We start from the raw sequence: 13,525 nt of genomic DNA, 5'->3' as shown, positions 1-13,525 counted from the left end.
GATGCGCGGTCGCTAACGGAATCGACCGGGGGCTAGATCAGCAGGCTACAGAAGCGCAGCGCCGGCGGTGGCTCGGGGCGCTGGAACGTGGGATCGGGCAGGGGCTGGCTTTCGGGTGCCAGCGCGATGCTGCCTTCGAGCACTGGCGGCATGGCCGGCAGTGCGAGCGGTGGCAGGGAGGGGAGCTGCGCCGTGGACGGCGAAACGCTGTGGTCCGCGCAATGCGAGGTGCAAGCTGGGTCCGGCGCCTGCGGGGACGGCGCGCTCATCTGCGCACACTCGCCCTGCATCGCCATGGCATTCGCCGCAGCGGGCGAACACGCATACGCCGCCAGTGCCAGCTGCTGGAACAGCAGGCAGAACAACGCCAGCCCGATCGTGAGCAGGCGTTTACGGCGATTGAGGCGGAAGCGGCGCATGGTGCGAATGGTAGCGCCTGGCGGATCACGGCGACCATCCCCTGTTCGGGGGAGATGCTTCGATGCGCAAGGGCTTCCGGATATAAATGGGAATCGTTATCATTTAGTCACACTTTCTTCAGGGTCTGCCCCATGGCTGCCGTTTCCTTCACCCGCACGGACATTTCGTCCGGGCGACGCTTGCTCTTTGTCTTCGCCATGGGTGCACTCGCCGTGCCCGGGATCGTCCATGCAGGGGATACCGACACGGACGACACGACCCGCAAGGCCCGTCGCGACACGGCCACCCGCCTGGAAGGCATGCAGGTGAACGCGGCAGCGGAAAAGGAGACGACCGAGGGAACCGGCTCGTACACCACGCGGATCACGGCAGCGGCCACGCGCCTGCCGCTGTCGATCAAGGACACGCCGCAGTCGGTCAGCGTCATCACCCGCCAGCGGCTGGACGACAGCAACATGCAGTCGCTGTCCGACGTGCTCGCCGGCACCACGGGCATCTCGTCGAACAGCTACGACAGCGAGCGCATCAGCTTCTATTCGCGCGGCTTCCTGATCAACAGCTATCAGTACGACGGCATCCCGACCACGGTCGATGACACGTACAACGCCGGCGATGCGGCATCGGATACGGCGATTTATGACCGCGTGGAAGTGGTGCGCGGTGCCACGGGCCTGCTGACGGGTGCTGGCAATCCGTCGGCATCGGTAAACCTCGTGCGCAAGCATGCCAATGCCACGGAGCCCACGGCGAGCGTATCGGCCGGTTACGGTTCGTGGAACAACCGTCGCGTTACCGCGGATGCGTCCACGCCGCTCAATCGCAGCGGCAGCGTGCGTGCGCGTGTCGTGGGGGTGTACCAGGATCGCGATTCGTACATGCGTTTCTACAGCAACAAGAAGAAGCTGATCTACGCCACGCTGGATGCCGACCTGGGTCCGGATACCTTGCTCAGCGTGGGCTATACCTATCAGCGGGTGATTCCGCGTGCCGTGACCTGGGGTGGTACGCCGATCTTCTATGCCGATGGCGGCTCCACGGATTTTTCTCGTTCGGTAACCACGGCGGCGAAGTGGTCGAGCTGGGCTTCGACGGCGAAAACCGCTTTTGCGACGCTTACCCAGGGCCTGGGGGCTGACTGGACCTTGCGAGCCAACGCGAGCCATTCCAGCAACGACTACGATGCGAAGCTGCTTTTCGTTTCCGGTTATCCGGATCGCCGTACGGGCCTGGGCATGACGGTATTACCCGCGTGGTATCTGGGCGGGCGTCAGCAGAACAGTCTTGATCTGTACGCCAATGGCCCGTTCCAGCTGTGGGGACGCGATCATGAAGCGGTGATTGGCTGGAGCGTGAACCAGCAGTCGGGCGATACGGATGCGCATCCGAGCGCTGATCTGCCTGGTGTGGGTAATTTCTATGCGTGGGACGGGAACTTCCCGAAGCCCGCATGGGGCGCGCCGTACCGTACCAATACGATGACGACGCGACAGACGGGGCTGTATACGGCACTGCGCTTCTCGCTGGCCGACCCGTTGAAGCTGATCGTGGGGGGGCGGTACAGTGGCTGGCGCACCGACCAGTGGTCGTATGGCAGCATGTACCGGTTCAATCGCAAGGTGTTCACGCCGTATGCGGGCCTGGTCTGGTCGTTCAACGATACGTATTCGGCCTACCTGAGCTATACGGATATCTTCAATCCGCAGTCGTATCAGGACAGGAATGGCCGTTACCTCGATCCTGTCACCGGTAAGAACTACGAACTGGGCATGAAGGCGGCGTGGCTTGGCGGTCGCCTTAATGCGTCGGTGGCCGTGTTCGACGTGAAGCAGGACAACCTGGGCCAGCCGGATGCCAATTACATGGTGCCCGGCACCACGAACCAGGCCTATCGTGCGGCGAAGGGCACCACGACCAAGGGTTACGAGGCCGAGTTGAGCGGCGAACTGGCAACGGGCTGGAATGCAACCTTCGGTGTGTCGCATTACACGGCAAAGGATGCATCCGGCGCGGACGTGAATACGGCGCAGCCGCGTACGTCGATCAAGCTGTTCTCCACCTATGACCTGCCCGGTAGCCTGCGCGGGCTCACCGTGGGCGGTGGCGTGAACTGGCAGAGCAGCAACTACACGGCGATCAAGGGGCCGTTGGGGAATCCGGTACGGGCCACCCAGCCGGCCTATGCACTGGTGAGCGCGCTTGCGCGGTACCGCTTCAACGATCGTTTCTCGATGCAGTTCAACGCGGACAACCTGCTGGACAAGAAGTATTACCAGCAGATCGGCTTCTACACGCAAGGTATGTATGGCGCACCACGCAACTACATGGTGACGGCAACATACGACTTGTAAACCATCACCCCGTCGTTCCTGCGAAAGCAGGAACCCAGTGCCCCGGTTTACCAGCAGACACCGCCACGCTACATCGGCTCGTGTGTAGGTGACCCTCTGGCGAGAACCGATTGCACCGCACTGGGTCCCTGCTTTCGCAGGGACGACGTGAGGGGTAGGTGGGGAGCTGCAATCTCATAGCCCGTCGTTCCTGCGAACGCAGGAACCCAGCGCCCCGGTCCACCAGTAAACACCGCCACGTTGCATTGGCTTGTGTGTAGGTGCCCCTCTCGCAAAAACCCACCGCATCGCACTGGGCCCCTGCGTTCGCAGGGACGACGTGAGGGATAGGTGGGGAGCTGCAATCTCAGAGCCCGTCGTTCCTGCGAACGCAGGAACCCAGCGCCCCGGTCCACCAGTAAACACCGCCACGTTGCATCGGCTTGTGTGTAGGTGCCCCTCTCGCAAAAACCCACCGCATCGCACTGGGTCCCTGCTTTCGCAGGGACGACGTGAGGGGTAGGAAGGGAAATGCAATCTCGCAACCCGTCGTTCCTGCGAAAGCAGGAACCCAGCGCCCCAGTTCACCAGTAAACACCGCCACGTTTCATCGGCTTGTGTGTAGGTGGCACCGTCGCAAAAACCTATTGCACCGCACTGGGTCCCTGCGTTCGCAGGGACGACGTGAGGGGGTCAGGCGGCGGAGGTGTGGGTTCTGGATATGTCACGACCGGGTGGGCCCAGCTCGAAGTCGCGGTACTGGTCCGGGTTACCGGTGCAGCCCGCTTCTGCCGCCTTCGCGATGTTGTACATCTCGCGGGCGGTGACGTAATGGAGCACGTAGCGTTGACCGTCGTTGTACCGCGACTCCAGGTAATCGTGCATGTCATCCACGGGCTGACCCAGCAGGGTATCCATGTCGCGCTCCTGCGTGCCATGGGTATGCACCTTGATGAAAACCCACTCAGGGCGGCCTTCCACATGGATACCCGTATTCACCCACTGATCCACCCTGTCACGGGTAGGTGGGCAGCCGCGGCGGATGTCCGAATTCTCGATGCGCGGAATGATGCCGAAGCGCCGGTTTTTCCAGTTAAGCCCAAGCACGCCCTGGATGATCAGCAGATCGCCACTGGCCTTGCCACCCACACGCATCGGCACACCCTTGTTGTGTGACTTCGGGCGATGAGGATCGTCCGCGGCGTAGTAAATGGCATTGGACATCGCCGTCTGCGTTTCGCTCGGCGCAGACGGCAGGGTGAAATCGGCATAGCAACCCAGCTCGCGCAACAGCACCAGCTCGTTGTTGATGCCGCACCAGCGGCCGTCGGCGCGGGAATTGTCCAGGCACCAGTTGCCATGGATGAACGCAAAGCGCAGCTGATCCGTCACCGGGTCGCGTGGAAGCGCATCGTGCCGTTCGTGCAGCAGTCGGTTGAAGCGGTCGATCGTGGCGACGAAGTTTTCCGGCGTGTCGTTGTCGTGGTGCAGGTGGATCTCGATTTCGCCATATCCATCGGCACAAAGCGCCTGGAGTTTGTCCAGGTGCTCGGGGACGTACTCTTCCTCCGGATAGAAAAAGCAGTGCTGCGGCATGCGTCCGTCGGCATCGCGATGGCGCGATGCCATGCTGCGATACTCGCGGCACCAGCGATCGACGCGCGCCCGCTGGGTCGGCAGGTCCACGCGCCCCCAGTTCGGCTCAAAATGGTCCACGAAGCAGAACAGCACATGGATAGGGCCTTCCACCTTCGGTGGCTTGCGCCGGGTCAGGTAACCCCACAGCCAGTACTGCATGTTGCGCACGCGGATCGCGACCGTGACGGCAATCGCCAGGCAGGCGAGCAGGACAAGGGCGACGATGGCGATCATGCCGGTGCTCCGTTCGGTACCAGGGTCAGCAACTGCTCGGCGTTGTTGCGCCATTGCCTTTCACTGGCGATGTAATCGCGGGCAGCAGCGCCCACGCGCCGCCGTTCGTCGTCATGGGCAGCCAGGGCCAGCACCCGCTCTACGCAGGCAGCGGCATCGCCATGGGGGAACAGCCAGCCGGTACGACCATCGGCGATCACCTCCGCCACCGGCGCATAGTCCGGCGCGACCACCGCCACCCCCATGCCCATGAACTCGAACAGTTTCATGGGAGAGCCGTAGTGATTGGAATTCGGCAGGACGGCATAGTCCATGCAGGCGATCCAGCTGGCGATCTCGTCATGCGGGACACGTCCCGGCAGCAGCACCCGCCCGGAAAGCCCCCGCGCGGCAACCAGTTCACGAACGGCGGGCAGCGTCTTGCCGTCTCCGACGAAAACCAGGGCCAGTTCCGGCGCTTCGGCCAGCCGGTTGGCAATGGCTTCGACGAAGGCATCCATGCCATGCCAGTGGGCAAAGGCGCCGATGTGGCCACAGACCGTCCGTCCTTCCAGTCCGCGCTCACGTCGCAAGGCATCGCGGTCGAAGCGCGCGGGGTCGAAACGCGGAAGGTCTACGGCATTGGGCGAGACCACCGAGGGAGCGATCTGGCCGTAAGCCTCGATGGCCTTGTCGCGAAACCATGTGGAGATGAAGACCAGGCCGGTGGCGTGACGCAGGCACCAGCCCTCGATGCGTGCCGCAAGGCGCTTCATCGTCAGCGGACGCACGCGATCGACGAGCGCCGAGTCGTTGATTTCGAGCACGATGGGAATGCCCCGGCGACGGGCCAGCCAGATGGTGGCGAACAGGAACAGCGAGTAGCGCTCATAGATCAGCGCCGGCGCGCCACGCCGCCATGTCCGGGTCATGCGGACCAGCGTCACGGCGTTGTAGAGCAGTTCGAACAGCTCGAAGACGATGCCGGGAAGGCGGGTCACCATGCCGGCCAGGCGTCCCTTGCCGCCGCCGGACGCGGCAGCTTCGGTTTCCTTCTCGGGATCGGCGCCGGGAAACGACATCACTTCCACGCGATGTCCCAGTTCGCGCAGGGCATGCACGATGCCGCGGATATGCACGCCTTCGACGTGCCGGCCGCGAGTGCGGTGGTGATAGAGGATGTTCATGGCGCATTTCCCGGCAGGGCCGCGAAGCGCATGCCCTGTGCCAGCCAGCGCGGCAGCACCACATCGAGTGCCTCGGCCGCCTTGTCGCTGTCGTCATGCATCAGCACGATGTCACCCGGTGCGGGCGGTTCGTCGAGCAGGCGGGATATAAGGCTGCTGACCGGGCGATCCTGGTAATCGAGGCTGTCGTACGACCAGTACACCAGGCTGCGCCTTTCCCTGGCGAAATGCATGAGCAGGCGTGGCCCCACATAGCCATGCGGCGGACGCATGCGATGGTGTGGGCGGTCGTCGAAACGGCGCAGCAGCGCATCGGTTTTATAGATCTCGTCCAGCTGCGCGCCGATGTCCATGTTGCTGAAGGACCAGTGGCTGTAGGAGTGGTTTCCCACCATATGGCCCTCTGCGACGATGCGCTCGACGATGCCCGGATGCGCGGCGATCTTTTCGCCGACAAGGAAGAAGCTGGCCTTCACCCCATGGCGCGCGAGAGTATCAAGCAGGCGTGGCGTGTGTTCCGGGTCCGGACCGTCGTCGAAGCTGAGGTAGCGCAGCGCTGCATCGCGGGTGCGGGTCAGTACGAGGGTGTCGGGCAGCAGGGCCAGCAGTTCGTGTTTCTTGGGTCGGCGGATCATGCGTTGGCCCTCAGGTGTGCACGGGCTTCGCCGAGGACCTGTGCCAGCGCCTGTTCGAGCCGATCGATGTTGTCATCCCAGCGGAAGCCGGCGGCGTGCGCCGCGATGGCTGCGTTGTCGTAGTGCCGGTCCAGCGATGCGACCAGGGCCAGGGCCAGCTCCCGTGGCTCATGTGGTGGGACGAGAATGCCTGCATGGGGAGGAAGGATTTCGGGGATACCGCCCACGGCGGTCGCCACCACGGGCGTGCCGCAGGCCATGGCTTCCAGCACGACGTTGGGCACGCCTTCGTTGTGGCTGGGCAGGCACAGTACGTCCGCCGCACGGAACCAGTCGACGAGGGCGGCATGGTCCGCGGCTCCGGCGAAGCGCACGGCGGGCGCGCTGCACAAGGTGCTGGCAAGGCTTTCCAGGCTGGTGCGATCCGGGCCGTCGCCCACATAGACCAGGCGCGCATCGTGATGTCGCGTGACCAGCGTGGGGAATGCACGGATAAGGTCGTGACAGCCCTTGCTTGCTTTCAGGTTGCCGACGTAGAGCACGATCGGCACTTCCGGCGGCAGGCCAAGGCGACGGCGTGCCGCGATGCGGTCGCCCGGCTGGAACAGGCGGGTATCCACGCCGTTGTAGAGGGTGACGATCCGCTCGGGACTCACGCCCAGGGCGGCCGCCTTGTCGGCCAGCGCGCGGCTCACGGTGATCACCATGCCGGCCTGCTGAAGCGCATGCCGTACCTGGGGCCGGCGTAGCGTCGCCTCGGCCTGTATGTTCAGATCGCTGCCGTGCACTTTCGCGAGATACGGGATGCCCAGCCAGCGCGCCAGCCAGCCGCCGGCGACGGCATCGGGAAAGGCCCAGCTCGCCAGCAGCACGTCGTAGCCTTCCGAACGCAGCCGCCTGCCGTGCTGCCACAGGACGCACAGCAGGAAGCACAGCGCATTGAGGAAGCGGCCGATGCCGGGCGGATGCCAGAACGTGAAATGCCGCGCGACGACACCAGGCACGCGCACGACGTGACGGGCAGGCCCCTTGCGCTCGCGAAAATCGACCGCGGTGAGCACATGCACATCGTGGCGTTCCCCCAGCCGCTGGAACTGCTGGCGATTGAATGCGCCACGACGCAGGTCCCATGGCGTGGGAAACAGGTTGGTGACGACGAGCACTTTCATGCGAAGCCCTCCACGCCACCGAAATAGAGACGACCGTAACGCTCCGCCATGGTATCGAGCGAACCATGGGTTTCGACCCAGGCGCGCGCCTCGTGACCCATGCCGGAAGCGTGTCGTGAGGAATCCAGCAGCTCCAGCATGGCCTCGGCGAAGCGTACAGGGTCCGCGGGTGGTACGAGCCTGCCGGTGCGCCGGTCACGCACGATTTCACCGTTGCCGCCCACATCCGTGGCAACAATGGGCAGCGCCGTGGCACAGGCTTCCAGCAGGGCCATGGAATAGCCCTCGGTCACGGAAGACAGGGCAAACAGGTCCAGCCCCTGCAGCAGCTGGCAGACATCGTCACGGTCGCCGAGGAAATGCACGCTGCCGGCCACGCCCTCGTCGAAGGCACAGGTGCGCAGCGCCTCGCGCAGTTCGCCGTCGCCCACCAGCACCAGGGCGGTATCGGGCCGGTTACGGCGCACGATACGGAAAGCGCGGATGAGGCTGGCCTGGTCCTTGGTCCAGTTGAGCCGGCCCACGGTGCCGATGATGCGCGTGCCGGGCGCGACGTTGATGAGCCGGGCCAGACGCTCGTGCATGGCGTCGGAGGCCACGTCGAAGCGATCGACCACGATGCCGTTGGGCACCACGCAAGTCTTCGCCGCCGGAACGATGCCGCGCTCCACGGCATCGCGGCGGGCCGCCTCGCAGACGGCCACCACGGCATCCGTGGCACGCAGTGCACGGCGGAACAGCCATTCGCGCCGTCCGGGCTTGCGATTGGCCCCCATGCCATGACGTGTATTGACCACCTGGCGGATACCCATGCCCAGGCTTGCCAGCACGGCCTGGTAGTGGGCGACGACGTTATGGGTGTGCAGTACTTCGGTGCGATGGGCCACCAGATGCGCGCGCGCGCGGCCGATGGCGCGCAGGTCGATGCCATCGCGCTTGCCGCAGGCGTGGACGGGAATGCCAAGGGCTTCCAGCTCGCGGGCCAGCGAGCCTTTCTCGTAAAGGCAGACGACTTGTACATGTTCGCCGCGCGCCTGCTGCGTCTTCGCAAGGTCGAGCACCATGCGCTCCAGGCCGCCGCGATTGAGGTTTTCCACGAAGTGCGTGATGTTCACGGCGTCAGCTCCGAGATGGTGACGCGGAGCTTGCCGCTGCGGGTGAGCGGAATGTCGTCCACGAAATGGCAGTGCAGGGTCGCGCTGGTTCCCAGCACCCTGGCGACCTCGCGATGGATGTATTCGAGCGAGGCATCGTCGAATTCACGACCGCGCACGATGGACAGGTCAAGGCGATCCAGCTGGCGCTGCACGAGCTGGAAGCGGGTCAGGCCGGGTACGTCCTTCAGCATGTGCGGGAAGAATTCGCCGGGCAGGATGTGCCCGTCCGGCGTACGGATGGCATCGAGCTTGCGGCCGTCCACGGAGGCCAGCAGGGGCAGGCCACGACCACACGCGCACTGGCGGTGTTCGCGGGTGGCCATGTCGCCGTTGACGTAGCGGATGAAGGGCATGCCGTAGTTGAACAGGTCGGTGATGGCCACCTCGCCGCTGGTGCCCTGCACGGACTTGCCATGCGCATCGAGGGTTTCCACGACGAGGTGATCGGCATTCACGTGCAGGCCGTCGCGGTGCTCGCACTCGGAGGCGATCAGCATGAACTCCCGGCAGCCGTAGGTATTGAAGGCCGGGGCGCCGAACGCGCGTTCGATCAGCTCGCGCTGGAACGGGTGCAGGGCCTCCGCGGCACCGATGATGGAGGCGGGCCGGGCAATCTTCCGCCCGGTGGCGAGAAGCCATTCCGCCAGGCGCACCAGTGGCCCGACATAGCCGACGATCACCTCCGGACGCCAGCGATCGATGGCATCCGCGTAGCTGGCCATGTTGGCTTCGGTCATGGGGAAGCTGTCGAGCATGCGACGGGCGAACAGGCTGTTGTAGACACGATCTTTCAGCCGATGGCCCAGGCTGGGGTTGCCCACGGCACCACCCCACAGGAACAGCGTGCGCCGGCCCATGCGTGAGCCGGCCCAGCCGTAGCCACGCCACATCACGGCAACCCGCCGGTCGTTGCTTTCGCGGGTGAAACCGAAACGCAGCGGTTCACCGGTGGAGCCACCGGTGGCCTTGTATCCGAGCGTGTGCTTCAGTGAGGTTGCCTTGAGGTCGTCGAAGTTTTCGCGGATATCGGCCTTGGTCAGTACGGGCAGCTTCTGGATGTCCCCGGGGCTGCGGATATCGAACGGGGTGATGCCCAGCGCATTCCAGCGTCTCTTGTAATACGGCACTTCGCGATAGCACCAGTGCACGAGCTTGTGCAGCCGCTCGAACTGGAGGGCCGTCACGTCCTCCGCGGCGAGCCACTGGTCGCGTTCATAACGACGGATATGCTGCGGCGTATCCCGCCGCCGCAGGCCGCGCTCGTAGGCCGGCCAGATCACATGGCGAAAAGCGGTTTCGTAGACGCTCATACGGTTCGCAGCAGCACGGCGACAAGAACGAAGATGAAGGCCACGCCACCTGCGGCGGTGGGCACCCAGCGCCAGCCGTGGTCGGCCAGGCGGTAGACGGGAAGATGCGGCCAGCGCCGGCGCGCGCCGACATGGTAGCCGGCGACCATGGCAGCGATGAGGTAGAGCACCACCATGTAACTGCGGCTGAGGAAGAAGGCTGCGGCAAACAGCCCGCACAGCGACAGCAGCAGGGTGAGTGCCATCTGGCGTTCTGCCACCCACGCCGGACCCACCTCGGCAGGCGGATGGCGGATCACGCTCAGCATCATGAGAAAGCCATAACCCACGAAGGCGAGCCAGACCATGAAGCCGATGAAACCGGTTTCCGCCAGCACGAGGACGAAGGAGTTGTGTGCGGTCAGTTCGTTGTACTCGGTGAAGTTGCCCGCGCCGACGCCAAAGGCCGGGTGATCGCGGAACATTTCCAGGCCGGCATACCACGCATCGACACGACCGGCCGCCGATTCCTCGCCGGCATCCAGCTCTTCCATGCGCGAGGACACCAGCTTCATGGCGGCAAGACCCAGCACCCCCAGCATGCCCGCCACGACGACGCCACGTCGGTACCAGACATAGCAGCCTGCCACTACCAACACAGCCAGCAGGGCGCCGCGTGAATTGGTGAGGTAGGTGCCGTAGAGCAGCAGCACGGCGCAGCCCAGCCAGAAGCAGCGCATGATCCCGCGCCCCGGTCGGCCCAGGAACATCGCCATGGGCAGGGTGGCGGCGAACAGCAGGCCCAGGTCGTTGGGGTCGTTGAAGATGCCCACGTACTGGATACGGTTACCGTCGCCGAGGGGAATGCCTGTCCAGCCCATGCCGGTACGCGCCTGTTCGACACCGTGCAGGGCAAGCACCGACGCGCACAGCACGAACACCGCCATGGCGATCGCGACGCGCCGTTGCGTCGTGCACGCGGCACCGAAGACGAAAAAGGCGATCACGACAGGGCCGAAGCGTGCCAGTTCGTCCAGCGCGCCGCCGGTCCAGCCGTTGGTCACTTCCGAGATCATCAGTACCAGCAGGAAGGCCGGCAGGATCACGAACTGCGGCGCCTCGAACGTCTTCTCGCGCGAGATAGCCCAGGCGAGGAAGGCCAGCAGCAGCACGGCAGGCAGGATGGGCACGGTTTCGAGTCCGACCACATAGTCCTGTGGCCGGATGATGGTGAGCACCACGTACAGGAGGATCAGGGGAAACATGGCTGTGCCTGCGGACCCTGTGCTTCATGGGCGGCGGTGGGATAGCTCATCAGCTGGGGCAGCGCGAGCATGGCGGCGAACCAGCCAGGGCCCATGTTGCTCTCCACCGGCAGGCGATAAAGCGAGTAACGATTTTCCGAGGGCTCCGGATTGGTGCCGCAGATGTAGCTGCAGGCAAGCTGGAAGCCGGCCTGACGCGTGGCGGAGATCACCGCATCGTTATAGGCACGGTCCCCGCCGACCGGATAGGACATCAGCACGGCCGGGCGGGCAAGCTCCCGGTCCAGCGTGGCTTTCGATTCACGGATCTCGCGCTCCATCTCGTCCAGCGGCAGGCGTGCGAGCATGCGGTGATGCACGCCGTGAGAGCCGATTTCCAGGCCGGCCGATTCCATCTCGCGCACCTGCTGCCATGTCATGGGGCGGCACTCCGCCGGACGCGCATGGCGTGACGACATGTTCCATTCCGCCTCAAGGCGTTCGGTCATCGCTGTCTGGGCTTCGGCATCGAGCCATTTCATGCGCAGCAGGACCTTGCCCGCAAGGCGGCGGCGCAGGGAGCGCTCCTTCGGCAGCATGACGTCGATGCCCAGCTCGGGCAGCACCAGGCGCGGCGAGGGCGTGACCAGGATCATGTGGACCAGCCAGTCATAGGCGTAGGGCCGGCCGCTGTCGATGTGTCCCGTGGATACGAAAAACGTGGCCGGAACACCCAGTTCTTCAAGAATGGGCGCCGCGACATGGTAGTTGTCGTCGTAACCATCATCGAAGGTCACCGCTACGGAGTCGGGCGGCAGCACTTCGCCCGCGTCCAGCGCGGCGATCACGTCGGTCAGCCGTAGAGGGCGGAAGTGACGTTTCAGTCGCGTCATCTGTTCGCGGAATTCGTCCGGTGGCGTGCTGATCAGCTCCATGTCGAAGCCGTAGCGGTCCGGATCAGGCAACGGCATCACCCGGTGATAGGCCAGGATGCGCAGGTCGCGGTGCCACCACGCGCGCACGCGTTGCAGCGGATGCAGCAGGCCGCTTGAATAACACAACTGGCCTAGCCGGCCACGGATGCCTGGGGCGCCTCGTCGTTCCATGTCGATCACCATAGGTGCAGCCTTCGGTTGCGCGCGAACGCGAGCAGGGCCTGCGCCGCGAAAAGGTTGAGATAAAAGAACGCCAGCGCGATGCGCAGCGGAAAACGCCGGCCCAGCGCCGGGGCCAGCACGGCAACGCCCACCAGCACGGCGGATACCACGATGGCGCAGAAGGTCAGCGCATACATGGGATGGCGGGTGGACAGCGCGGCGCTCGCCAGCGTCATGAGTACGATGAGCCAGGGGGCCAGCAGGCGCAGCAGCTTATGGCTGGCGAAGCGGAACCACAGCGGATTGGCGGCGGGAGACAACAGCCAGGGCGCAAGCTGCACCAGCTGGTAATTGCCGGCCAGCGTGCGGATCTTGCGGCGGCGCTCCTGTTCGGGGTGGGTCGACGGCTGGTCCCAGGCGATGGCACGCGGCTCGAAGACCACGCGATAGCCTTGTGCGGCGACGCGCATCGGCACGAGTACGTCGTCGAGCACCGTGCCTTCTGGCAGCGGGCGGAACAGGTGGCGACGCATTGCATACAGCGCGCCACTGACGCCGATCGTGGAACCAGACACGCTCTCCGCATGGCGTATGGCTTTCTCGTAGCGCCAGTAGAAGTCCACACCCTGGGCAAAGCCGCCGCGCACGTTTTCCATCTGCAATTCGCCACCCACGGCGCCCACGCCAGCGTCGGCGAAACTGGCGGCCAGCTCCCGTGCCGCCGACGGCGACAGACGCTGGCGGACATCCGTGAACAGCAGCAGGTCGCCCGAGGCTTTCGCCACGGCATCGTTGAGGCATGCGGCCTTGCCCCGGCGCTGGTCGAACACCAGCACGGTGAGGTCGCTACCGGCATGGCGGCGGGCGATGGCAACGGTATCGTCGGTGCAACCATCGCAGGCGAGCACGATGTCGATCCGGCCCTGCGGATAGTCGAGCGCGCGCAGATTGTCGAGCTTTTCGCGCAGGTGCCGTGCGCCATCGTGTACCGCCATCACCACGGTGATGGCGCACGACACCGCACCGCGATTCACCGGACGTGGCGCCAGTCGCGCCTGGCACCAGACCACCAGCGGATAGCCCACGAAAACGTGGACCAGCAGCAGGGCCGACGACCAGAAGGCGAACCAGGCAAGATGGGTCATGACG

General features: G+C 64.9%; 11 protein-coding genes. 1 reads left to right on the top strand and 10 read right to left on the bottom strand.

What is annotated here, in order from left to right:
* Positions 1–32: 32 nt before the first annotated feature.
* The gene (locus HBF25_RS10420; RefSeq protein WP_166948115.1) at positions 33–419 is read right to left on the bottom strand and encodes a hypothetical protein; all 387 of its coding nucleotides are present in this window, start codon (positions 417–419) and stop codon (positions 33–35) included.
* A 132-nt stretch (positions 420–551) separates the two neighbouring features.
* Between HBF25_RS10420 and fhuE the strand changes: the two genes are divergently transcribed.
* A complete protein-coding gene (gene fhuE, locus HBF25_RS10415) occupies positions 552–2,768 on the top strand; it encodes a ferric-rhodotorulic acid/ferric-coprogen receptor FhuE (protein ID WP_166948113.1) in 2,217 nt (738 codons plus the stop codon).
* Positions 2,769–3,440: 672 nt separating this feature from the next.
* Here fhuE and HBF25_RS10410 read toward each other — a convergent pair.
* Genes HBF25_RS10410 through HBF25_RS10370 form a run of 9 tightly spaced genes read right to left on the bottom strand, consistent with a single transcriptional unit; the run spans position 3,441 to position 13,521 of the window.
* Entirely contained in the window at positions 3,441–4,619 is a 1,179-nt protein-coding gene (locus HBF25_RS10410) for a hypothetical protein (RefSeq protein ID WP_166948111.1), read from the bottom strand.
* A complete protein-coding gene (locus tag HBF25_RS10405) occupies positions 4,616–5,785 on the bottom strand; it encodes a glycosyltransferase family 4 protein (RefSeq protein ID WP_166948109.1) in 1,170 nt (389 codons plus the stop codon). The genes HBF25_RS10410 and HBF25_RS10405 overlap by 4 nt, the downstream gene beginning before the upstream one ends.
* Positions 5,782–6,420, bottom strand: a complete 639-nt coding sequence (locus HBF25_RS10400; RefSeq protein WP_166948107.1) for a polysaccharide deacetylase family protein — start codon at positions 6,418–6,420, stop codon at positions 5,782–5,784. The genes HBF25_RS10405 and HBF25_RS10400 overlap by 4 nt, the downstream gene beginning before the upstream one ends.
* A complete protein-coding gene (locus HBF25_RS10395; protein WP_166948105.1) occupies positions 6,417–7,589 on the bottom strand; it encodes a glycosyltransferase family 4 protein in 1,173 nt (390 codons plus the stop codon). The genes HBF25_RS10400 and HBF25_RS10395 overlap by 4 nt, the downstream gene beginning before the upstream one ends.
* Positions 7,586–8,704 carry a glycosyltransferase gene (locus HBF25_RS10390; RefSeq protein ID WP_166948103.1) on the bottom strand — a complete coding sequence of 373 codons (1,119 nt, stop codon included), beginning with the start codon at positions 8,702–8,704 and terminating at the stop codon, positions 7,586–7,588. The genes HBF25_RS10395 and HBF25_RS10390 overlap by 4 nt, the downstream gene beginning before the upstream one ends.
* Positions 8,701–10,056, bottom strand: coding sequence for a phenylacetate--CoA ligase family protein (locus tag HBF25_RS10385; RefSeq protein WP_166948101.1), 1,356 nt, complete (start codon positions 10,054–10,056; stop codon positions 8,701–8,703). The genes HBF25_RS10390 and HBF25_RS10385 overlap by 4 nt, the downstream gene beginning before the upstream one ends.
* Positions 10,053–11,300, bottom strand: a complete 1,248-nt coding sequence (locus HBF25_RS10380) for an O-antigen ligase family protein (RefSeq protein WP_166948099.1) — start codon at positions 11,298–11,300, stop codon at positions 10,053–10,055. Before HBF25_RS10380 ends, HBF25_RS10385 begins: the two co-directional genes overlap by 4 nt.
* Complete coding sequence (locus HBF25_RS10375) at positions 11,288–12,385, bottom strand: polysaccharide deacetylase family protein (RefSeq protein WP_243853174.1); 1,098 nt, start codon at positions 12,383–12,385, stop codon at positions 11,288–11,290. Before HBF25_RS10375 ends, HBF25_RS10380 begins: the two co-directional genes overlap by 13 nt.
* Before the next feature lie 5 nt (positions 12,386–12,390).
* On the bottom strand, positions 12,391–13,521 hold the full coding sequence (locus tag HBF25_RS10370; protein WP_166948095.1) for a glycosyltransferase family 2 protein: 1,131 nt from the start codon (positions 13,519–13,521) through the stop codon (positions 12,391–12,393).
* Between the last annotated feature and the right edge of the window lie 4 nt (positions 13,522–13,525).

This window comes from Luteibacter anthropi (assembly GCF_011759365.1).
GTDB lineage: Bacteria > Pseudomonadota > Gammaproteobacteria > Xanthomonadales > Rhodanobacteraceae > Luteibacter > Luteibacter anthropi.
This window is presented reverse-complemented; position numbering and strand designations above follow the sequence as displayed.